Source organism: Halopseudomonas maritima (genome assembly GCF_021545785.1).
GTDB classification, from domain to species: Bacteria; Pseudomonadota; Gammaproteobacteria; order Pseudomonadales; family Pseudomonadaceae; genus Halopseudomonas; species Halopseudomonas maritima.
Genome location: NZ_CP079801.1, coordinates 3,620,257 through 3,642,423, shown reverse-complemented (window position 1 = coordinate 3,642,423; position 22,167 = coordinate 3,620,257). Strand labels below are relative to the sequence as shown.

21 protein-coding genes are annotated in these 22,167 nt (G+C 60.4%); 12 read left to right on the top strand and 9 right to left on the bottom strand.

Going from position 1 to position 22,167, the window contains the following annotated elements; genetic code table 11:
- Window positions 1-24: 24 nt before the first annotated feature.
- Together prpB and HV822_RS16865 are read right to left on the bottom strand one after the other, a co-directional pair.
- Complete coding sequence (gene prpB, locus HV822_RS16870; RefSeq protein WP_238871425.1) at window positions 25-909, bottom strand: methylisocitrate lyase; 885 nt, start codon at window positions 907-909, stop codon at window positions 25-27.
- Window positions 909-1,613 carry a GntR family transcriptional regulator gene (locus HV822_RS16865; protein ID WP_238871424.1) on the bottom strand — a complete coding sequence of 235 codons (705 nt, stop codon included), beginning with the start codon at window positions 1,611-1,613 and terminating at the stop codon, window positions 909-911. Before HV822_RS16865 ends, prpB begins: the two co-directional genes overlap by 1 nt.
- A 418-nt stretch (window positions 1,614-2,031) precedes the next feature.
- Between HV822_RS16865 and rloB the strand changes: the two genes are divergently transcribed.
- From rloB to pabB, 3 genes are read left to right on the top strand one after another with little or no spacing between them, the layout of a single operon-like run.
- Window positions 2,032-3,558, top strand: coding sequence for an osmotic stress tolerance membrane protein RloB (gene rloB / locus HV822_RS16860; RefSeq protein WP_238871423.1), 1,527 nt, complete (start codon window positions 2,032-2,034; stop codon window positions 3,556-3,558).
- Window positions 3,559-3,567: 9 nt separating this feature from the next.
- Entirely contained in the window at window positions 3,568-4,578 is a 1,011-nt protein-coding gene (locus HV822_RS16855) for an alpha-L-glutamate ligase-like protein (RefSeq protein ID WP_238871422.1), read from the top strand.
- Between the two features lie 15 nt (window positions 4,579-4,593).
- Window positions 4,594-5,943, top strand: a complete 1,350-nt coding sequence (gene pabB / locus HV822_RS16850) for an aminodeoxychorismate synthase component I (protein ID WP_238871421.1) — start codon at window positions 4,594-4,596, stop codon at window positions 5,941-5,943.
- Between the two features lie 51 nt (window positions 5,944-5,994).
- On the opposite strand, the gene HV822_RS16845 is transcribed toward pabB, so the two are convergent.
- Complete coding sequence (locus tag HV822_RS16845; protein WP_238871420.1) at window positions 5,995-7,356, bottom strand: spinster family MFS transporter; 1,362 nt, start codon at window positions 7,354-7,356, stop codon at window positions 5,995-5,997.
- A 238-nt stretch (window positions 7,357-7,594) separates the two neighbouring features.
- On the opposite strand from HV822_RS16845, the gene HV822_RS16840 reads away from it, so the two are divergent.
- The 3 genes from HV822_RS16840 (at window position 7,595) to tal (ending at window position 10,764) form a co-directional block, all read left to right on the top strand.
- On the top strand, window positions 7,595-8,398 hold the full coding sequence (locus HV822_RS16840; RefSeq protein WP_238871419.1) for a transporter: 804 nt from the start codon (window positions 7,595-7,597) through the stop codon (window positions 8,396-8,398).
- A gap of 273 nt (window positions 8,399-8,671) precedes the next feature.
- Window positions 8,672-9,673: a tRNA dihydrouridine(20/20a) synthase DusA gene (dusA, locus tag HV822_RS16835; protein ID WP_238871418.1), complete on the top strand. Its 1,002-nt coding sequence runs from the start codon at window positions 8,672-8,674 to the stop codon at window positions 9,671-9,673.
- A gap of 149 nt (window positions 9,674-9,822) precedes the next feature.
- Window positions 9,823-10,764, top strand: a complete 942-nt coding sequence (tal, locus tag HV822_RS16830; protein WP_238871417.1) for a transaldolase — start codon at window positions 9,823-9,825, stop codon at window positions 10,762-10,764.
- Here tal and rssC read toward each other — a convergent pair.
- Both rssC and HV822_RS16820 read right to left on the bottom strand, forming a co-directional pair.
- On the bottom strand, window positions 10,753-11,238 hold the full coding sequence (gene rssC / locus HV822_RS16825; protein ID WP_238873641.1) for an anti-sigma factor antagonist RssC: 486 nt from the start codon (window positions 11,236-11,238) through the stop codon (window positions 10,753-10,755). The genes tal and rssC overlap by 12 nt on opposite strands.
- On the bottom strand, window positions 11,238-12,434 hold the full coding sequence (locus HV822_RS16820) for a PP2C family protein-serine/threonine phosphatase (protein ID WP_238871416.1): 1,197 nt from the start codon (window positions 12,432-12,434) through the stop codon (window positions 11,238-11,240). The genes rssC and HV822_RS16820 overlap by 1 nt, the downstream gene beginning before the upstream one ends.
- A 226-nt stretch (window positions 12,435-12,660) precedes the next feature.
- Here HV822_RS16820 and HV822_RS16815 point away from each other — a divergent pair, with 226 nt between their 5' ends.
- Window positions 12,661-12,960 carry a PilZ domain-containing protein gene (locus HV822_RS16815; RefSeq protein WP_238871415.1) on the top strand — a complete coding sequence of 100 codons (300 nt, stop codon included), beginning with the start codon at window positions 12,661-12,663 and terminating at the stop codon, window positions 12,958-12,960.
- A gap of 60 nt (window positions 12,961-13,020) precedes the next feature.
- Here HV822_RS16815 and HV822_RS16810 read toward each other — a convergent pair whose 3' ends face one another.
- Entirely contained in the window at window positions 13,021-13,749 is a 729-nt protein-coding gene (locus HV822_RS16810) for an MlaA family lipoprotein (protein ID WP_238871414.1), read from the bottom strand.
- 102 nt (window positions 13,750-13,851) lie between these two features.
- Between HV822_RS16810 and HV822_RS16805 the strand changes: the two genes are divergently transcribed.
- The 3 genes from HV822_RS16805 to HV822_RS16795 all read left to right on the top strand — a co-directional run bounded on the left by HV822_RS16805 (window position 13,852) and on the right by HV822_RS16795 (window position 15,251).
- Window positions 13,852-14,280, top strand: a complete 429-nt coding sequence (locus tag HV822_RS16805) for an acyl-CoA thioesterase (protein WP_238871413.1) — start codon at window positions 13,852-13,854, stop codon at window positions 14,278-14,280.
- Window positions 14,281-14,343: 63 nt separating this feature from the next.
- A complete protein-coding gene (locus HV822_RS16800; protein ID WP_238871412.1) occupies window positions 14,344-14,907 on the top strand; it encodes a hypothetical protein in 564 nt (187 codons plus the stop codon).
- Window positions 14,908-14,972: 65 nt separating this feature from the next.
- Entirely contained in the window at window positions 14,973-15,251 is a 279-nt protein-coding gene (locus HV822_RS16795) for a DUF4404 family protein (RefSeq protein WP_238871411.1), read from the top strand.
- 73 nt (window positions 15,252-15,324) lie between these two features.
- Here HV822_RS16795 and queF read toward each other — a convergent pair whose 3' ends face one another.
- The 3 genes from queF to HV822_RS16780 are packed head-to-tail and all read right to left on the bottom strand — an operon-like array spanning window position 15,325 to window position 17,922.
- Window positions 15,325-16,161, bottom strand: a complete 837-nt coding sequence (queF, locus tag HV822_RS16790) for an NADPH-dependent 7-cyano-7-deazaguanine reductase QueF (protein ID WP_238871410.1) — start codon at window positions 16,159-16,161, stop codon at window positions 15,325-15,327.
- A 50-nt stretch (window positions 16,162-16,211) separates the two neighbouring features.
- Entirely contained in the window at window positions 16,212-16,988 is a 777-nt protein-coding gene (locus tag HV822_RS16785) for an ABC transporter permease (RefSeq protein ID WP_238871409.1), read from the bottom strand.
- Window position 16,989: 1 nt separating this feature from the next.
- Complete coding sequence (locus HV822_RS16780; protein ID WP_238871408.1) at window positions 16,990-17,922, bottom strand: ABC transporter ATP-binding protein; 933 nt, start codon at window positions 17,920-17,922, stop codon at window positions 16,990-16,992.
- Window positions 17,923-18,159: 237 nt separating this feature from the next.
- Here HV822_RS16780 and HV822_RS16775 point away from each other — a divergent pair, with 237 nt between their 5' ends.
- Window positions 18,160-19,470, top strand: coding sequence for a spinster family MFS transporter (locus HV822_RS16775; protein WP_238871407.1), 1,311 nt, complete (start codon window positions 18,160-18,162; stop codon window positions 19,468-19,470).
- A gap of 223 nt (window positions 19,471-19,693) precedes the next feature.
- Window positions 19,694-22,162, top strand: a complete 2,469-nt coding sequence (locus HV822_RS16770; protein WP_238873640.1) for an acyl-CoA dehydrogenase — start codon at window positions 19,694-19,696, stop codon at window positions 22,160-22,162.
- The last annotated feature ends 5 nt before the right edge of the window (window positions 22,163-22,167 follow it).

The following is a 22,167-nucleotide window of genomic DNA, read 5'->3' as shown; positions in this document are numbered from 1 at the left end:
CCTGAGCGGGGCCGGAGCCAGTAATTACTTTTTGCCGGCGGCGAACAGCGCGTCCAGCTTTTGCTCAAACGCGTGGTAACCGATGCGGTCATACAGCTCGGCACGTGTCTGCATGCTGTCAACCACGCTCTGCTGGTGGCCTTCGGTACGAATCGCGGTGTAGACGTTCTCAGCCGCCTTGTTGGCGGCGCGGAACGCAGACAGCGGGTACAGCTGAATGGCAACGCCAACCGAGGCCAGCTCTTCACGGGTGAACAGCGGCGTAGCACCAAACTCGGTGATGTTGGCCAGAATCGGCACGTTCAGCTCTTTAACAAAGCGCTCGTAGGTAGGCAGGTCATAGGCCGCTTCCGCAAAAATGCCGTCTGCACCGGCTTCAACATAGGCCTTGCAGCGCTCAATGGCGGCGTCCACGCCTTCAGCCTGAATGGCGTCGGTACGGGCAATCAGGAAGAAGTCCGGGTCGGTCCTGGCATCGACTGCTGCTTTAATGCGGTTGACCATTTCTTCGGTGGAGACAATTTCCTTGCCCGGACGGTGACCGCAGCGCTTGGCACCCACCTGATCTTCAATGTGGGCAGCCGCCGCGCCAGCCTTGATCAGACTCTTCACGGTACGCTCAATATTGAATGCACTCGGACCAAAGCCGGTGTCGATGTCGACCATCAGCGGCAGGTCGCACACATCGGTGATACGGCGCACGTCGATCAGCACGTCTTCCAGGGTGTTGATGCCCAGATCCGGCAGACCCAGTGAGCCGGCAGCCACGCCACCACCAGACAGGTAGATAGCCTGGAAGCCGGCACGCTTGGCCAGCAACGCGTGGTTGGCGTTGATGGCACCAATGACCTGCAACGGACTTTCGGCTGCCAGTGCTTCGCGGAAACGTTTACCCGGGGTGTTTGACATCAGACTGTTCCTCCTTGGGAAGTGACGGCATCGCCCTGCTCTTGCAGACGACGCTCGATATTGCGGCGTGATGCGCTGATATGTCGGCGCATCAGCATTTCCGCCAGTTCACCATCGCGATCGGCGATGGCCTGAATAATGTTGTGGTGTTCGGCAAACGCCTGCTTCGGCCGTTTGGGGGTAGTAGAAAAGCGATAGCGATACATGCGTACCAGCTGATAGAGCTCGTCGCAGAGCATGTGACTGAGGGTGCGGTTCTTGCTGCCCTGTACGATCAGATAGTGGATATCCAAATCGCCTTCCTGCTGGTAGTAGGACTTGTTGGCTTTCAGTCCGCTGTGCTGCTCGTGCATGGCGAGCACGTCGCGCAGCGCGGTGATCTCGTCCTCGGTCATGTTCTGCGCAGCCAACCGGCAGGCCATACCTTCAAGCGCTTCACGCACGTGATACAGCTCGATCAGCTCAGCGTAGTCCAGCGACACCACGCGCACGCCCGCATGGGGAATGCGCACTACCAGCCGGCGACCTTCAAGCCGGCGAATCGCCTCACGCAGCGGCCCACGGCCAATACCGAAGGTGGTGGACAGGTATTGCTCACTGATTCGCGTGCCTGGCGCAATCTCGCCTTTGACGATGGCGGCCTGGATGCGCTCAAAGGCACCATCAGACAGGGTTTGCGCTGGCCCTTCCAGAGTAGCTTCCATTAATTGTCTACAATCCTCAGCAGGCTTGAGCGGAAAACAGCGAAATTCTGCGCCTCATCCCCAGCGATTGTCAACAATCCATAAATAGTGTTGCCTGAACTATGCTGAATACAGCCCCTCGCGCAACGCCCCACTCGACATCCGGCAGGGAACCGTACCCGCGACGGGCTGTCTGCCAGAGGGCTAAAGGAAGCACTGATTAATTCCGCATGCCCTCTGGCGTACAGGCTGGGCTGCACTCAAGCATGCATCTGCACGCTTGAACACTCGCAGAGGGCGTGTGATTGATCAGCGCTTCCTAAATGCTGTACGCAACCTATACGAGGCGCCCTGCGCGCATGCTAAGATGCAGCGAGCTCGCTGCGCCTGCCGGGACGGTACAAGGTCAGGCGGACCTACAACAGTTGTTGAGATAACTATGCAATCAATAAACCTGCACCTGAAGATCCTGATCGCCGTACTGGTCAGCCTTGGCGTTCTTATTACCGGTTACCAGATTTACTTCCTCGATATCCCCGTAACCGAAGATGAAACCGATGACATCTGGAGCCTGGATGCCAAGGTCGAGTTTCGTGCGACGCCCGGTACGCCGATCAAGGCGCAGTTTTTCATTCCGCCGCTGAATCAGGACTACGTCAGCCTGAACGAGAGCTTTATCTCCAACAACTACGGCGTGAACATCAACAACCAGGCCGGCAACCGTCGGGTTACCTGGTCCTCACGTCGCGCCAGCGGCACCCAGACGCTGTACTACCGCCTGGTGCTGACCCAGCGTTACAGCGAAGAGCAGGCCAAGGCCGCCCCGCCGCCAGCGCCGCAACCAATCCAGCTCGAAGGCCCAGAACAAGTGGCTGCCGATGCGCTGATCAACCCCATCCGCCAGCACTCGGCTGATATCGAGACCTTTATCAGCGAAACCATTCGCCGGGTAAACGACATCACCGACGATAACGTCAAGCTACTGCTGGCTGGCGGCACCAGCGCCATGGACAAGGCCCGAGTCATCGAGCTGCTGCTGTCCAACGCACGTATTCCGCTTGAGCTGGTGCATACCATCCGCCTGGAGAACACCGAGACGCAAACCCCGGAACTCTGGCTGCGCAGTTACAACGGCGAGCGCTGGCTGTATTTCCACCCGGAAACCGGCCAACAGGGCATCCCTGACAACCGCCTGGTCTGGTGGACCGGCAGCAACCCGCTGCTGTCGCTGGAAGGCGGCCGTCAGTCCAGCGTGACGCTGACCGTCAGCAACAGCGAGATGAATGCCCTGCGCCTGGCCAAGCTGACCACCCAGAACAGCGCCTCCGCACTGCTGGAATACTCCCTTTACGGTCTGCCGCTGCAGGCGCAGCGCGTCTATCAGGTAATGATCATGATCCCGGTCGGGGTGCTGGTCATTCTGATTCTGCGCAACCTGATAGGCATGCAGACCCTGGGCACCTTTACCCCGGTGCTGATTGCCCTCGCCTTCCGCGAGACCGAGCTGGGCTGGGGTATCGCGCTGTTCACCGTAATCACCGCCCTGGGCCTGTCGCTGCGCTCCTACCTTGAGCACCTCAAGCTGCAGATGCTGCCGCGCCTGTCCATCGTACTGACCTTTGTGGTGCTGCTGATTGCCGCCATCAGCCTGTTCAGCCATAAGCTGGGGCTGGAAAAGGCACTGTCGGTGTCGCTGTTCCCGATGGTGATTCTGACCATGACCATTGAGCGCCTGTCGATCACCTGGGAAGAGCGTGGCGGCGCGCAGTCGCTGAAAACCGCCCTGGGCACCCTGATTGCAGCCACCCTGGCGCACCTGCTGATGACGATTCCGGAGTTGACCTACTTCGTGTTTACCTTCCCGGCCGTGCTGCTGATTCTGGTGGCATTCATGCTGGCGATGGGTCGTTACCGCGGCTACCGCCTCACCGAGCTGATGCGCTTCAAGGCGCTGACCAAGAGCTGAGGAGGCCGCATGTTCTGGAAAACCTGGAAGGCGCTGTCCCAGGCCGGCGTCATGGGCATCAACCGCCGCAACGCGGACTACGTGCTGAAGTACAACAAACGGCACCTTTACCCGGTGGTAGATGACAAGATCCTGACCAAGGAGCGCGCCATCGCTGCCGGCATTCACGTGCCCAAGCTGTACGGCATCATTGATACCGAGAAGGATTTCGACAAGTTTGACAGCATCGTTGCCGAGCACCGCGACTTCGTAATCAAGCCGGCCCAGGGCGCTGGCGGTGATGGCATCATCGTCATCGCCGACCGCTTTGAGGGCATGTACAAGACCGTGGGCGGCAAGATCATCAGCCGCGACGAGATCGGCCACCACATTTCCAGCATCCTGTCCGGCCTGTACTCCCTCGGTGGCCACCGTGACCGGGTGCTGATCGAATACCGCGTGACCCCGGACCAGATCTTCAAAAGCATCAGCTATGAAGGCGTGCCGGACATCCGCATCATCTGCCTGATGGGCTATCCGGTCATGGCCATGCTGCGCCTGCCAACCCGTCAGTCCGGCGGCAAGGCCAACCTGCACCAGGGCGCCATTGGCGTCGGTGTAGACCTGGCCACCGGTATTACCCTCAAAGGCACCTGGCTGAACAAGATCATCAGCAAGCACCCCGACACCACCAACCCGGTCGATGGCGTGCAGCTGCCGGACTGGAACGGCTTTATGCACCTGGCCGCCTCCTGCTACGAGCTGTCAGGCCTGGGCTACATCGGCGTGGACCTGGTACTCGATCAGGATCAGGGCCCGCTGATCCTCGAGCTCAACGCCCGCCCCGGTCTTAACATTCAGATTGCCAACGATGCGGGCCTGACCACACGCTGCCATATGGTTGAGCGGCATCTGGCCCAACTCAAGAAAGAAGGTCGCGAGGAAAGCGCTGAGGAGCGCGTGGCCTTCTCCCAGAAGCACTTCGCCAAGCTGCCGGACGCACCGCTGTCGAGTGACGAAGCCAACGCCAGCAACGCATGATTGACGACTCCTACCATGCCTGAATACCAGCTCCACGAGCTGGTGTACCAGGCAGACCCGCTGCCACGGCTGAACGCCGTGCGCAGTCTGGGCGCCCCCATCCTGCTCGATTCCGCCGACCAGCGCAGCCAGCTGGGCCGCTACAGCATTCTCTGCGCCGGCCCACTGCAACACATCACCGGTAGCAACAACGCCGCCACCGATCAGCAACAGCTGCGCGCCGCCCTGCAGCAGCTCGGACCGGCCAGCTGGCCGGATGGCGTCACCCTGCCCTTTGGGGCTGGGCTGGCAGGCTATCTCGCCTATGACTACGGCCGCCAACTGGAAACCCTGCCCACGCAGGCCCGGCACGATATCGCGCTGCCAGAACTGGCCTTTGGGTTGTATACCTGGAGCCTGGTCAGCGATCACCAGCTGCGCCGCTGCTGGCTGGTGTGCCACCCAACCCTTTCGGCGGCGCACCAGGCCGAGATACTGACTGCCCTTGAGCAGCCTGGCCCTGCGCTGTCCGCGTTCAGCCTGAGCACCCCGTTTCGCCCCGATCAAAGCGCTCAGCAATATGCCCAGGCGTTTGAACGCATCCAGCATTACATCCATGCGGGTGATTGCTACCAGATCAACCTGGCCCAACGCTTCAGTGCGCAGTTCAGCGGCGACCCGCTGGCAGCCTATGGGCTGCTGCGCGAGCGCAGCCCAACCCCTTTTTCGGCCTACGTCCCAGTGCCTGATGGCACCCTGCTCAGCCTGTCGCCTGAACGCTTTATCGAGGTGCGCGACGGCCGGGTCGAGACGCGGCCAATCAAGGGCACGCGCCCGCGAGGAAGCACAGCAGCCGACGATCGTGCCCTGGCCGAGGAGTTGATCAGCTGCGACAAGGACCGGGCAGAGAACCTGATGATTGTAGATCTGCTGCGCAACGACCTCGGCCGCAGCTGCAGCCCCGGCAGTATTCGCGTGCCGGAGTTGTTCAGCCTGGAAAGCTACGCCAACGTGCATCACCTGGTCAGCAGCGTCACCGGACAACTGCGTGAGGATTGCGACGCCATCGACCTGCTGATGCACGCCTTTCCGGGCGGCTCCATCACCGGCGCGCCGAAAATCCGCGCCATGCAGATCATCGAAGAGCTGGAGCCTGTGCGTCGCAGCCTGTATTGCGGCAGTGTTGGCTACCTGGGTTGCGAAGGCCAGATGGACTTCAATATCGCCATTCGCAGCCTGGTATGCCATCAGGGACACATTTACTGCTGGGGCGGCGGCGGTATCGTCGCCGACTCGGTGCAGTCTGCCGAGTATCAGGAAACACTGACCAAGGTCAGCAACCTGCTAAACGCCCTGCCGGTCAGCCCTTGCGCCCAAGCCAACTGAGCAAAAAAAACCGCCGCCGGCTGCCCGGCGACGGCTTGCTGTGAGCATAAATCAGGCTGCGGGGGACGCAGCGCCCTCCAGCTCCTCCTGCTGCTCACTGGCCATCGCCGCTTCCATACGCTTGGAGTCCGCCACGAAGCTGCGCGCCGCCACCAGCAACGCAGCCATCGCCAGCAGCAGCGCCACCGGGATCAAGACCATAGCGTCGTGCAGGCCCTGCGCCTTGAAGACCTCGTTCATCTCGGCCGCGCCCGCCGCCACCTGGGCAGCCTCGGCGTAATGATCGGACAGCAACCCCACCACCACAGGCCCCATGCCACCACCAAACAGGTAGAGGCCGGCAAAAAACAGCGCCACAGCCGTGGCACGCAGGCGCGGCTCAATCACATCCTGAATGGCCGTGTACACACTGGTGAAGTAGTTGTAGGAAAACAGCCAGCCCACCGAGAACACGGCAACAAAGACGCCAATGGCAATCTCATCCACCAGCAGCGCGTAACCCGTTGCCAGCGCGGCGATCAGCATGCTGATGGCACCGAACATCAGGCGACCGGTCGCCCAGCGCTGATGCACCTTGTCCGCAATCCAGCCCCCCGTGGTCAGGCCGATCAGACCCGTCACCCCAACGATCACCCCGGTCGCCACGGCGGCATCCTGCAACGGCATGTGGTAGTAGCGCTGCAGCATCGGCACCATAAAGGAGTTACAGGCGTAGGAGGCAAAGTTGTAGGCCAGTCCCGCCAGGGTCAGCCACCAGAAGGTGCGCACCGCAAAGATCTTGCGAACCGGGTTAGCCACCGGCGCCTGATTGGTTGACCTGACCGCCTCGGCCGCACCACGCGCCGGCTCGCGGATCAAGAAGATAAAGATGGCCAGGATCAACCCGGGCACAGCAGCAATGTAGAACGGCGCACGCCAGCTGCCGAAGGCCTCGACCATAGCGCCGACGGTGAAAAACGCCAGCAACAGCCCCAGCGGCAAGCCAAGCATGAAAATCCCCATAGCCCGTGCACGGCGATGTGCAGGGAAGAGATCCCCCAGCAGAGAGTTGGCGGCAGGCGCATAGCTGGCCTCACCGATCCCAACCCCCATACGAATCAGCAGGAAACTCCAGAAGTTCCAGGCCGCGCCCGTCAGCGCAGTGAAGCCACTCCAGGCAACCAGCCCCCAACCCATGATCTTCTTGCGCGAGCCAAGGTCCGCCATGCGCCCAAGCTGAATACCCGCCAAGGCGTACACCACGGTAAACACCGTGCCGCCCAGACCCAGCTGAAAGTCGCTGAGCCCCCACTCCATGCGCAGCGGCTCGATGATGATGGCTGGAATGGTGCGGTCAAAAAAATTGAACATGTTCGCGAGAAACAGCAGGAATAGCACCCGCCAGGCGTTTCTCGCTTGTTGTGGCTGTTGCATCGCACGACCTCTCTTATTGTTGTACTACTCGGCCCTGACAACTACAGGCGCGATAGCCCAGTCTGGCCCAGGCACTCTCCCACCGAAAGCAACACCGCTTTCGTGATCGCAGCGTCATAAGCACAGTGAATAGGCGCAAGCACACCCACAAACAAACCGAGTAAACACTAGTCAAGGTGGCGAACTAGAGCGGCTGGACTACGCTGTCAGTTGCCAATGTCCGCACCGAGGAATAAGGATGCTCCGCCGCTCCCTTCGTCACGCCGCTACACTGCTCACACTGGGCTGGTGCGCCAGCGCCCATGCCCAGCAAAGCGCCGAAGATCTCGCCAAATCCCTGAGTAACCCGGTCGCCGACCTGATCAGCGTGCCCTTTCAGTACAACTATGATCAGAACATTGGCGCAAACGACGACGGAGATCGCCACACCCTTAACATCCAGCCGGTTGTACCCTTCTCGCTATCTGATGACTGGAACCTGATCTCCCGGACCATCCTGCCGCTCATCAGCCAGGATGATGTAGTCGGCAATAGCAGCCAGAGCGGTACAGGCGACATTGCCCAAAGCCTGTTCTTTTCTCCCAAAGAACCAACCACCAGCGGCTGGATCTGGGGCCTGGGCCCGGTTTTTCTGCTGCCTACAGGCTCCGAGGATGAACTGACTGCAGACAAATGGGGCGCAGGCCCCACCGGCGTTGTACTGCGCCAACAAGGCCCCTGGACCTACGGCACCCTGTTTAACCATATCGTTGACTTCGCGGGCGACGACGACCGAAGCGATATCAGCAGCACCTTCGTGCAACCCTTCATGTCATACACCACACCACAGGGCGTAAGCTATACCCTCAACTCCGAAACCGCCGTGGATTGGGAAAACCACGACAGCCAGGTCCCGATCAACGCCATTGTGAGCAAAGTGCTGCCGATTGGCGGGCAACTGTTCAGCGTTGGCGCCGGGGTGCGGTACTGGGCCAAGAGCATGGACAATGGGCCGGAAGGCCTGGGCCTGCGCCTGCAAGTCACCGCGCTGTTTCCCAAATAGCACACCTCAGGCCAGCAAGACGCTAACCCGCCCGCGCGGACAGACAGTCCATCTGGCTACCGGAAGCCATTTGGCAGGCGGGCAAAGCGCAGGGGTGCGTTGAACACCCCGCCTTTCTCGCAGCTTGATTGACAGCTTTACAGGCGGCAAACAGGCGGGCGAACGAAACCGCAACAGACCCCAACCGCCGAGCCACGCGCCCTGCGCCGCCTTTGATGCTAGACTACGCCGCCTGAACGCCCTCGCACCACTCCAGCATACACAGGCCCACCAATGCAGCACCGCAGCGCCACTCGCCCCGAACCCAATCGCCGCTTCAGCGTTGCGCCGATGATGGATTGGACTGACCGGCACTATCGCTATTTCGCGCGACTGATCAGCCGTCACGCATTGCTGTACACGGAAATGGTCACCACCGGAGCCATTCTGCACGGGGATCGAGCGCGTTATCTGGGCTATGACATCGCCGAGCAACCGCTGGCGCTGCAGCTGGGCGGCAGCAACCCGCAGGAGCTGGCGCAGTGCGCGGCGCTGGCCGAGGCGGCCGGTTATGCAGAAGTGAACCTGAATGTCGGCTGCCCGAGCGACCGGGTGCAGAACAATATGATTGGCGCCTGCCTGATGGCCCACCCCGAACTGGTAGGCGACTGCGTGAAGGCTATGCGAGATGCCTGCAGCACACCGGTCACCGTTAAACACCGCATTGGTATCAATGGCCGCGACAGCTACCAGCAGCTGTGCGACTTTGTCGGCACCGTGCACGCCGCTGGCTGCACCAGCTTCACCGTCCATGCACGTATCGCCATCCTTGAGGGCTTATCTCCAAAGGAAAACCGGGAGATTCCCCCGCTCAAGTACGACGTAGTGCAACAGCTCAAGCGCGACTTTCCGCAGCTGGAAATCATCCTCAACGGCGGCCTCGCCAGCCTGGACGTCATGCAGGCTCAGCTGGCCCACGTGGATGGCGTGATGGTTGGGCGCGAGGCGTACCACAACCCATGGCTGCTCGCCGCGGTGGACCAGACGTTCTTCAACGACGACCACCCACAGCCGACGCGGCTGGAGGTGCTGGCACAGATGCGCCCCTACATAGAGCAGCACCTGGCCGCCGGCGGCCAAATGCATCACATCACCCGCCACATGCTCGGACTATTCCAAGGGTTGCCGGGCGCTCGACACTTTCGTCGCGAGCTGAGCACCACGATACACCGCACCGAACAGCCGCTGGCGCTGTTCGATCAACTGTTTGAACAGATGCAGGCACGTGTGGCCTAGGGTCTGTTAGGGGCTCGCCCGCCCGTCTGTCGCAGCCTGTAAAGCCGCCAATCAATGAGCGCGACGCATAGGGAAGCACAGGCGCGATTGCGGCGGTCAGAGCGCATGAGGTAAGGTCAGATAAAGCCCTCTGGAATCTGCCTCGTATCATGACCTCGAAACTCGACAGCCTGAAACAGCACACCCAGATCGTTGCCGACACTGGCGACATCGACGCCATCGCACAACTGCAACCCACCGACGCCACGACCAATCCGTCTCTACTACTGAAAGCCGCTTCGCTAGCGCGCTGCGAGCCGCTACTGCAACAGGCCATCGCGGAGGCACAATCTAGCGCCGAGCCGGTTGCCAACGCCTGTGACCGCTTTGCCGTGGCGATCGGTCGCGAAATTCTGCAGTTGATACCGGGGCGCATTTCTACCGAAGTTGACGCGCGCCTGTCGTTTGACCGGGACGCTACGCTGCGCAAGGCCGTCGAGCTGATCGAGCTGTATGAGCAGGCCGGCGTCACCCGCGACCGCGTGCTGATCAAGATTGCGGCCACCTGGGAAGGCATCCAGGCCGCCGCCGCACTAGAGCGCGAGGGCATTCAATGCAATCTGACGCTGTTGTTCTCCTTCGCTCAGGCCCAGGCCTGCGCTGACGCTGGCGTGCACCTGATTTCACCCTTTGTCGGGCGCATCTACGACTGGTACAAGGCGCACGAGGGACGGGATTACACAGGACTGGAAGATCCGGGCGTGCAGTCGGTGGCGCGTATATTCCGCTACTACAAGCAGCACCTGTACGACACCGTGGTGATGGGCGCGAGTTTCCGCAACACCGGACAGATCGAGGCACTGACTGGTTGCGACCGATTGACCATCAGCCCGCAATTGTTGGAGAGCCTGCGCGAACAGCAAGGCAGCCTGCAACCCTCTCCGCTCCTGAGTCAGGGCGACGCCGATGCCCGCCAATTGCTGGACGAAAAAGCCTTCCGCTGGGCACACAATGAGGATGCCATGGCAACGGAAAAACTGGCAGAGGGGATTCGCGCCTTTGCGGCAGATCAGATTAAGCTGGAGCGCCTGATTGCAGGGTCAGGCGCCTGACTCCAGCGCGCTGACCAAGTCACGGAAGGCTTCGCGATTGCTGTCGTTGAGATTCATCAGGATACGGTGCGCTTCGAGCACCTTCCGCTTGACCTTCTCTTCAGACAGCATCTGCGCTGGCAGATCCTGCAACTCTTCGCAGCTGGGCGTGCTTTCCGGCACGATATTGAACACCTGATCAAAGCCCATGCTTTGCAGCAGACGGTTCATATCCTCGTGGTTGGACACCAGCGTGGGAAGAAAGCCTACCTTCTGGCGAGACAGGATAGAGAGCTTGGCCAGCAGGCCGAGGGAGGTACTATCAATGCACTCGGTTTCGGTCAGATCAATGACGATCGACTCAAAACTCAGCACACTGAAGATTTTTTCAATGTAAGAATCCAGCGCCGCGCACAACGTAAGGCGCACGTCACCAATGAACTTGAGCACAAAGGTGCCCTGCTCTTCGGCAAACTGGATCTTGCCAGTGGTCATCATTCTGCGTTCCTGCTCAACACCAACACGGAAATGTCATCAGGCATGGTTTTATTGGGGTCCAACCCCAGGGCCGCCATAATACCCTGCATCGTCCCGCCATGCTCGGCAATTAATGCCGGCAAACGGGCTTCCTTATCCTTCAGCGTAGAGCCTTCCAGGCAGTCCAGCACACCATCGGAGCAGAGCGTCAGGCTAAAGCGCTCCGGCAACTCGATGGTTTCATTCTGATACACGGCATCCTCAAAAAGCCCAACCGGGCGTCCTTTGCCTGCCAGATAGCGCGCCTGCCCTTCAGTATAGATAACCGGCAAGGGGAGATGCCCGCCGATACTGTAGGTCAAGGTACGCGCCTGCTCGTCAATCACACCGCCGAGCATGGTCACATGCTTGCCAAGCTTGCAATTGATCAGGCTACGGTTGATATGCCCAAGCACGTCGGACGGCTTGAACTCAATGCGCCCGCTCGCCTGCGCTTCGCTTTTGCGCTGCTCGTACATCAGACGCGTGGTCATGAACTTCAGCAGCACAGTGACGAACGCTGAGGACGAGCCATGACCCGACACATCGGCGAGATAAAAACCGAGCTGCGAATCAGAAATACGAAAATAATCGACAAAGTCGCCAGACAGGTACAGCGAGGGGATCAGTCGATGCTCCAACTGGTATTCGCCACTGACCCAGGGGCTTTGCGGCAACATGTTGAGCTGCACCTGATGCCCGGCGGCCTGATCGTCACGCAACTCCTTGAGGTGAACCTCAAGCTCACGGTTGGCGCGCTCCAGTCGCTCTCGAATGCGCTGGTTTTCAAGTCGCAGGCGCGCACGGTCAAGTGCGCGCTGAACCGCGTGCGACAGCACCTCAGGATCGCCAAGCGGGTTGAGCAAGAAATCGCTCGCCCCTAGCCGCAAAGCCTCGACCGCATCAGCCATGGCGCCGTCAGCGCACATCACGATAACCGGCACTTCAAGCCCAGCTTCGGTGATCTGCCGCAGCACCTCGAAGCCCTGCCCGTCACCCAGGTGAAGATCACAGAGCACCAGCTCAGGGCGTGCGCTGGCAAACAGCGCCACGCCATCACGGGCTGACGCGGCCTGCAGCACTTCGCAACCGCTTTCTTCCAAGTAAGCTGTCAGACGCTGGCGAACATGATCGTCATCGTCAATCACCAGCAGTGTCGTGCCTGAAGGCTGCATAGAGTCCCTACGTCAACGCCACCATGCACTCGGCAGGCGGCCACAGGGTGGCTGAATCGAACCGGCGATACCCCGGCGTTTTCAAGGGGGAAACACTACTCCCATCCGATCTAACTCGCAACCGTTGCCCGGACGCATTCGAGTGCTTGTCTGCAGGCCGCAGCACCACTAGGATGAAGAGCAAATTGCCATTACAAAATCGACCTGTTTGCAGCGGGAGCCGCCGATGTCATTTCATGACCAGCAGTACAGCGAGAAACGCGATTTCATGCGCATGACCATGGACGCCACCGCTCGACTGAGCGCCGGAGATCAGCAACTGGAGGTGCTGTGCCGCGACCTGTCCAACCAGGGCGCATTGGTGATCAGTGACCAGGCCGTCAACGAAGGCTCGTCTGTCACCCTGACCATTTCATCTCCCACCCCCGGGCTGCAGGGCTTGCAGGCACAGGGCGAAGTGGTGCGTTGCCAGCCTGAGAGTGATGGCCGCTTCAGTCTCGGGTTGCGCTTTGACAGCCTGAACTGACACTGCCGGCAGAAAAAAGCCCGGCCTGCAGCAGACCGGGCTCGCATGAATCAGCAGACCTCAGAACTCATCCGGCACATTGCCGTCGCGCACCTTGAATTCCCGATTCTGCAAAAAGGCGTTGCGAATAAAGGTATAGCGATCACCGGTAATCAGGCGCTCCTGATCCAGCAAGCCGGCCCGCAGATCCAGCGTCTCCAGCGCGAACAACTGGTTACGCACACGGATATCGTTGATATAGCCGGTGTAGGTGTAGTTAAAGAAGTTTTCCGGCAGCTTCGACGCCGTGTCACGCAGGGTATTAGGCCCCAAAAAAGGCAACATCAGGTACGGACCGCTCTCCACGCCCCAGTAGCCCAGCGTCTGCCCCAGGTCTTCGTCGTTGCGCTCCAGGCCCATCGGGGTAGCCACATCCACCACGCCCAGACCACCCAACAGGGTGTTGAAGAGGAAGCGCGAGACATCCACTCCTGCCTCGTTGAACTTGCCCTGCAGGCTGTTGTTGAGGAAGTTCATCGGCTCTTGCAGGTTGTGGAAGAAATTCCCTACGCCATCACGGAAGAACTCTGGCGTAACCGCCTTGTAGCCCTTGGCGACCGGCTTTACCGCGTAACGATCCAGGGTGTCGTTGAAGCGAAAGCTGACCCGATTGAAACGCTCCCACGGATCAGGATCAACGTATTCAGACTCGTAATCGTCGTAGTCATCCGCAGCAAAAACGGGTGTAATACAGGTCAATGACAGCGCCGACAGCAATGCTGCCAAGGCTCCTGTCTTCAGCAAATTCATCAGCGGCCTCTCCAGTTCTGGCTTTGATTCGTCAGTCAGGCAATACCAACGCAGGCCCGCAGTGTAATGCAAACCCCATATCAATTTTAGCGAAATTTGCCCATGACCGACACCACAGGCCCCCTGCTCTATACCACCGAGATACCCATTCGCTACGGCGACATGGACAGCAATCAGCACGTCAACAATACCCGTTACTATCAGTATCTGGAGGATGCGCGCATCGAGTGGCTCGATGGCCTCAATGCGCCGCGCCGCGAGGTCGGCCAGGGCCTGGTGCTGCTGACCTGCACCCATCACTTCCTCAAGCCCGTATTTCACCCAGGCGTGGTCGTCGTAGAGCTGTACGGCGGCGTGGTTGGCCGCAGCAGTCTGACGCTGCAACACAAGCTCTACGTCAAGGGCTCGCCCGAGCTGGTTGGTTACGGTGACGTGAAGATGGTTTGGATTGAGGTCGCCAACCAGCGCCCCATCCCCGTGCCCGACAGCGTGCGTGTCGCCATGGGGGCAGAACCGCTGGCTGCGTCATAAAACTGCAATATCATTGCAAGATAATGTGCGGTCACCACCGATTTCCGACAAGGACCCCGGACCATGACCGCACACCGGATCGAGGCCGTACTCTTCGATCTCGCCGGCACCCTGACTGCCGCCGACCCAGCGCCCGACGCACTCACCCTACTCCCCCAGGCGCTGCCCAGCCTGCAGCAGCTGGCCACACGCACACTGCCAGCCGGCCTAGTGCCCGACCACCATCAGCGTGACTACACCGAGCTGAGATCCACCGCCATCACCTGCCTGCAAGGCGTCGAGACACTGCGCCCCTACCCTGCACCGGACCGGGTAGTGACGCTCGCTATACAGATGGGGGTCTGCGCCTTGCGCCGCTGCGTACTGGTGTGCGGCAGCCCCGAGGCTGTCAGCGCCGGGCTCAACGCTGGCGTCTGGACCGTGGGCACGGCACTGAGCGGCGCGTTGAGCGCTGAAGCTATGGCGCGCCTGGGAGACCAGGACAGCGGCACCCGCGACCGGTTGCGACTGCAGGCCACCATGGCATTGATGAACGCAGGGGCGCACTACGTAATCGACAGTGTCGACGAACTGGCCAGCTGCCTGGATGACATTGAGGCACGTCAAGCCAAGGCCGCGTTGGCGTAAAACCACCGCACGCGTTGTCTATCTGGGGGTATAGTGAAGTAAACCCGCAGGACAGGAGAGCGTACATGCCCACAGAGCGTCTGAAATCTCAGCTGGAATCGTTACAGGCGACCCTTAACGAAAGTCACTCGGAACTGACCACGGAGGAGCGCGAGGCCCTGCAGGCGCTGGCAACCAGCCTGGAAGCACGCCTGTTGAAAGAGCGCGGTGAGGCGGAGGTCGAAGAAGATCCGACGCTGGTCGACGGCGTCAACCTCATGGCCGAACAGTTTGAAGCGCGCCACCCCACGCTGGCGGGGACCCTGCGCAGCGTCATGCAGAGCCTGGCCGACATGGGCATCTGAGCCATCCCGGCCCTTGCAAAAACGCCCCGTCAACCGGGGCGTTTTGCCGTTCACAAAGCACTGATCAATTCCTTTACTGCCGGGCCAGGCGCAGATTCTCAGGCATGCCCGGCTCAGTCGAGCGCCAGGGATTGATATCCAACCCGCCACGGCGCACATAGCGCGCATAGACAGTCAGTTTGGCCCCTTCACCGAGCAGCGCCAGCAAATCGAGGAAAATGCGCTCCACACACTGCTCGTGAAAATCCGAATGCTCACGAAACGACACCAGGTAACGCACCAGCGCCGCCGGATCGATTCGCCGTCCACTGTAGCTGATCAGTACCGAGCCCCAGTCGGGCTGACCGGTCACCGGGCAGTTGGATTTCAGCAGATGACTGTGCAGCACCTCGCTGACCTGCACCTGGCTGGGGTCTAGGGCCAGCAATGCGGCGTCGTACTGGTAGCAGCTGACATCCACCTCCAGGTCATCAATGCAGCGTCCAGGCAGGCTGAACATGCCCAACTGGTGCAGCTGCTGCATGTTGAACAGACGCGCGGCCACCGGCCCCTGGGCTGCTACCGACAAATCCGACTCCAGCGTCTGCAGCAGCTCGTGACGATCACGGAACACGGTCTGATTCAGCGAATTGAGGTAGAGCTTGAAGGATTTGGACTCGACGATGCGCGCCGCCTTGATCGGGAACACAAACTCCGCCGCCGCCACTTCGGGCTTGCCTGACGGTGTCAGCCAAGACAGCTCGAAACAGTTCCAGATATCAGCACCGTGAAAGGGCAATCGCCGCGCATCCAGCCCCAGCTCCTGCCATTTGGGTTGGCGTGCAATGGGAAACAGCAACGACGGTGTGTAAACACTGACGTAGGCACTGGATTTACCCAGTGGCGAATCCGTCGCTGGATGATCAGACATACGAGTAACCTCAGTTGGCCAAAAGGCCGCCGAGTGGCGGCCCGGCGCCATTATTGTCGCAGACCGGTGCCCCTGACCAGCAACCAGTAGCTCAAGCTGTAAAGAATCAGCGTAAATACCGACATGATGATCAGCGCGGTCGCAATCGGAATATCCGATACCCCCAAAATGCCGTAACGGAAGGCATTGACCATGTGCAGAATCGGGTTGACCTGCGACACCGCTTGCCAGAACGGCGGCAGCAGACTGATCGAGTAGAACACCCCGCCAAGGTAGGTCAGCGGCGTCAGCACAAAGGTTGGCACAATGGAAATATCATCAAAGGTGCGAGCAAACACCGCATTGATGAAGCCGCCCAGCGAGAACACCAGCGAGGTGAAAAACACCACCGCAATGGTCAGCCCGATATGCTGGACCTGCAAACGGGTAAAGAACAGCGAGGTCAGGGTGACGATAAAGCCGACCATCAGCCCCCGCGCAACACCGCCGAAGGTGTACCCCAGCAGCACCACATGGGGCGACACCGGCGCCACCATCAGCTCCTCGATGGAGCGCTGGAACTTGGTGCTGAAAAAGCTTGAAACCACGTTGGAGTAGCTGTTGGTAATGACCGACATCATGATCAGGCCGGGCACGATGTAGTCGATATAGCGAAACCCACCCATCTCACCAATGCGGCTGCCGATCAGGTTGCCGAAGATGACAAAGTACAGCGCCATGGTGATCGCCGGCGGCAGCAGCGTCTGCGGCCAGATACGGGTAAAGCGGCGAATTTCCTTGGTCACAATGGTGCTGAACGCCACCCAGCTCTGTTGCCAATACTGCATGTCAGGCTCCCCGTTTCTCGGCATTTTCATCCACCAGCGTGAGGAATAGCTCCTCCAGTCGGTTGCTCTTGTTGCGCAGGCTCGTCACCTCCAGACCGGCTTCAGTCAGTGCTGCAAACAGCGCGTTAAGCCCCTGCGCCTTATCTACCTGCACCTCCAGGGTGTGCTCATCAATCCGTTGGCAGGCGTATTCACCCAGATCTGGCGCCGCAGTCAGGCTTTGGCGGATATCCAGCAGGAAGGTCTCGACATGCAGCTCCTTGAGCAGCGCGCGCATGCTGGTGTTATGGATGATGCGCCCCTGGTCGATGATCGCGATGTGCCGGCACAGCTGCTCGGCTTCTTCCAGGTAGTGCGTGGTCAGCACAATGGTGATGCCCTGCGCGTTGATCTCCTGCAGGAATTGCCACATCGAGCGACGAATCTCGATATCCACGCCCGCGGTCGGCTCATCCAGAATCAGTAGTTTTGGTTCATGGATCAGCGCCCGCGCGATCATCAGGCGACGCTTCATGCCGCCAGACAACATGCGCGCCGGCACGTCACGCTTGTCCCACAAGCCCAGACGCTTGAGGTAGTGTTCAGCACGCTCCCTGGCCCTGGCCAGAGGAATACCGTAATAGCCAGCCTGGCTGACCAGGATGTCCATGACCTTCTCGAACTGACTGAAGTTGAACTCCTGAGGCACAACGCCAATACAACGCTTGGCGGCCATCAGCTCACGGTCAATATCGTGACCGAAGATACTCACCTGACCTGCCGACTTGTTAACCAGCGAGGATAGGATCCCGATAGTGGTGGACTTGCCGGCCCCGTTGGGCCCGAGCAGCGCGAAGAAGTCACCCTCGCGCACCTCCAGATCAATGCCCTTGAGGGCACGCATTCCGGAACCGTAGGTTTTCTCCAGGCCCCGAATACGAATAGCTGCGCTCATGCCGTGCCTCATGCCTTGCAAAGTAGAGGGCTAACTATGCGGCCGAATAGCGAAGAATCAACCCCTGCTTTGAGGACTCCGCCATCTCGATGACACACCATTGAAAACGCGAATACAAATACCGCACTGCGGAATTAGCGGCTTACAATTTTGCAACAAATGCGGCCAGCCGGTTCGTTGTGACTCACAACGGGACAACGTATTCTCGCAGCCAAACAACAAACGCCGGAGACAATGATGGCCCAAACGCCAGACAACGTGACGGACGCGAACGACGTCAGCCACCGCATTACCCCAGCCTACCGACGCTATGCACTCTTTATTCTGGTGCTGGCCTATACCTCTAGCCATGTCGATCGCAACATTGTTGGCATTCTGATCGAGCCGCTCAAGGCAGACCTGCTGTTGTCGGATACCCAACTTGGCTTTCTGTCTGGCATCGCCTTTGCGCTGTTCTACGCCACGCTGGGTATTCCGATCGCGATCTTTGCCGACCGCTCCAACCGTCGCAACATCATCGCCTGGTCCATCGCTATCTGGAGCGCTATGACCGCGCTATGCGGCACGGCACAGAACTTCTGGCAACTCGCTCTGGCACGTATCGGTGTCGGCATCGGCGAAGCCGGCTCCAGCCCGCCGTCGCATTCAATGATTGCGGACCTGTACCCTAAAGAAAAGCGCTCCAGCGCCATGTCCATCTACGCGCTGGGCGTCTATCTGGGGATCATGATCGGCTTTATCGTCGGCGGCTTTGTGGCCGAGTGGTGGGGCTGGCGTGCGGCGTTCTTCGTTGTCGGTCTGCCCGGTATTCTGATTGCCCTGCTGGTACGCTTTACCATGGTCGAGCCGCCACGTGGCTTTGCCGATGGCGTCAAGCCGCCGCCGCTGGGCAAGGTCAACATCAAAGCCGGCTTTGCCGTGCTGTGGCGCGTGCGCACCACCCGTCACGTGGTCCTGGGCGTCAGCCTGACAGCGCTGGTGGGCTACGGCACCATCGTCTGGAACCCTGCCTTCCTGATTCGCAGCCATGGCCTGACGCCCGGCCAGGTTGGCCTGTTCCTCGGCCCATTGATGGGCGTGGTGGGTGGCCTGGGCGCCTGGATTGGCGGCATGCTGGCCGACAAGCTGGCTGCCCGTGACGCCAGCTGGAATGCCTGGATCGTTGGCCTGGCCAAGTTCCTGGCGATTCCGTTTATTGTCGCTTTCTACATGATCGACAGTACATTCTGGGCGCTGGTCGTCTACTGCCCTGCTGTCTTCCTGGGCGCCTTCTACCTCGGCCCCAGCTTCGCCATGATCCAGAGCCTCACGCCGTTGCGCAGCCGCGCACTGGCCTCGGCAATCATGCTGCTGGTGCTCAACCTGGTCGGCCTGGGTCTCGGCCCGCAGTTGATCGGCATCGTCAGCGACATGATCAGCGGCAGCTTTGGCACCGACAGCCTGCGCTACGCCCTGATTGGCGCTGCCTTCCTCAACATCTGGGCGTGCGCGCACTACTACTTTGCTGGCCGCACGCTGCGTCACGACCTCGACAACGTCGACCACTGAACGCTATACACCGGGTGCCTGCGCGCACCCGGTGCCCTCCCCTCTGCTGCATTCCTGTCGCAAACGACTATCCTTAATAGAGCATGACCGCTAACACCCCCGCGGCGCCCCCTGCTGGTCAGCAGCATCGACAGTACGGCAACAGAACCTAATAAAGAGTGGGGAATTATTCGGCGCCATACGCGGTCAGGAGTACTGTGACGAACAAGGAGTGCGCGACATGATGACCCTGCTTTGGCTGGTTGGCCTGCTACTCTGCATCTGCGGCCTGGCCTACATTCGAACAAGTTTGCTCAACGCCACCCTCGGTGTGGCTGCCTACTTGGCCGTGATGACCCTTCTGGGTCCGGTCCACTGGTTGATCGATCTACTGCTGTGGGCGTTGTTCCTCGGCATTGCCATCCCCCTCAACTTGCCCGAATGGCGCCAACGCAGCATCAGCGCGCCACTGCTGACCTGGTTCCGCAAGGTGCTGCCGCCGCTGTCCGATACCGAACAGCAGGCACTGGATGCTGGCACTGTTTGGTGGGATGGCGAGCTGTTCAGCGGCCGCCCGGACTGGGGCAAACTGCACAGCTTTCCAGCGCCGCATCTAAGCGAAGAGGAGCAAGCCTTCCTAGACGGCCCGGTGGAAGAACTCTGCCGCATGACCAACGAATGGGAGCTGACCACCCACCTGCAGGACCTGCCACCGGACGTCTGGCAGTTCATCCGCGACAACGGCTTCTTCGGCCTGATCATTCCCAAGGAGTTTGGCGGCAAGGGCTTCTCTGCCTACGCCCACTCCCAGGTAGCCATGAAACTGGCCAGCCGCAGCGGCGATCTGGGCACCACCGTTATGGTCCCGAACTCCCTGGGGCCGGCCGAGCTGCTGATGCACTACGGCACCGATGAGCAGAAACAGCACTACCTGCCACGTCTGGCCCGTGGTGAAGATGTCCCCTGCTTTGCCCTGACCGCGCCGGATGCCGGCTCTGACGCCGGCGCCATGCCCGACAAAGGTATTGTCTGCAAAGGCCAGTTCAACGGTGAAGAAGTGCTGGGCCTGCGCGTCACCTGGGAGAAGCGCTACATCACCCTGGGGCCAGTTGCCACCGTGCTCGGCCTGGCCTTCAAGGCCTATGACCCCGACCACCTGCTGGGCGACGAGGAGTCGCTGGGCATTACCCTGGCGCTTATTCCGACCGACACCGAGGGCGTGGAGATTGGCCGTCGCCACTTCCCGCTCAACGCCGCCTTCATGAACGGCCCCAACTCCGGCAAGGATGTGTTCATCCCCATGAGCTACCTGATCGGCGGGCAGGAGCGCATTGGTCAGGGCTGGATCATGCTGATGAACTGCCTCTCGGTTGGCCGCTCCATCTCACTGCCGGCCGGCAGCATCGGCGCCGCCAAGATGGCCAGCATGACCACCGGCGCCTATGCCCGCATCCGCGAGCAGTTCAACCTGCCGATTGGCGAGTTTGAGGGCATTCAGGAAGCGCTCGCGCGCATCGGCGGCAACACTTACGTTATGGACGCCGCGCGCACCATGACCGCAGGAGCGGTTGACCTTGGCGAGAAGCCCTCGGTGCTGTCTGCCGTGGTCAAATATCACCTCACCGAGCGCATGCGCCAGTGCGTCAACGACGCCATGGACGTGCATGGCGGCAAAGGCATCTGCATGGGGCCCAGCAACTACCTGGGCCGCGCCTACCAGTCGGTGCCGATCTCCATCACCGTGGAAGGCGCCAACATCCTGACCCGCAACATGATGATCTTTGGTCAAGGCGCCATTCGCTGCCATCCCTATGTGTTGCGCGAAATGCAAGCGGCAGCACTGGATGACGAAAACGAATCGCTCAAGCAGTTTGACGGTCTGCTGTTCGAGCATGTCGGCTTCTCGCTTAGCAACGCCGCTGGCAGCCTGCTGCTGGGCCTGACCGGTGGCCGTTTGGCCAACGTGCCAGACTACCCGCAGACACGCCGCTATTATCAGCAGCTGTCGCGTCTGGCGGCCGCCTTCGCCACCCTGACCGACTGCACCATGCTGATGCTGGGCGGCGAGCTGAAACGCCGCGAGCGCCTCTCTGCGCGCCTTGGCGATGTGATGAGCAACCTCTATCTGGCCAGCGCCACGCTCAAGCACTTTGACGATCAGGGCCGCCCAGAAGAAGACCTGCCCTTCGTTCAGTGGGGTCTGGAAGACCTGCTGTACCGCATCGAAAACAGCCTGCATGAAATCCTGCTCAACTTCCCCAATCCGAGCATGGGCTGCCTGCTGCGTGTTGCTGTCTTCCCGCTGGGGCGTCGCCTGACGCCGCCAAGTGATGAGCTGGAAACCGAGATCGCCCGCATTCTGATGCGCCCCGGGGCGGCACGGGACCGACTGATCGCCGGCTGCTACCAGAGCGACGACCCGCAGGATGTCACCGGCCTGCTTAACACCACGCTGGAAGCCGTACTGCAAAGCGCACCGATTGAAGCGCGCCTGCAAAAAGCCCTGCGCAGTGGTGAACTCAAGCCAGAGGGTGCAGACCCGCTTGCCGCTGCGGTTGAGAGCGATCTGATTACCGCCGCCGAGGCCGAGCAGGTGCGCAACGCACGCCAGGCCCGCAGCGCGGTGATCAAGGTAGACGATTTCTCCAAGGAGGAAATGACACCCGCCAAACCCCGTCGCACCAAGGCCAAAGCCAAGGCCGACGACGCCTGAGCAAA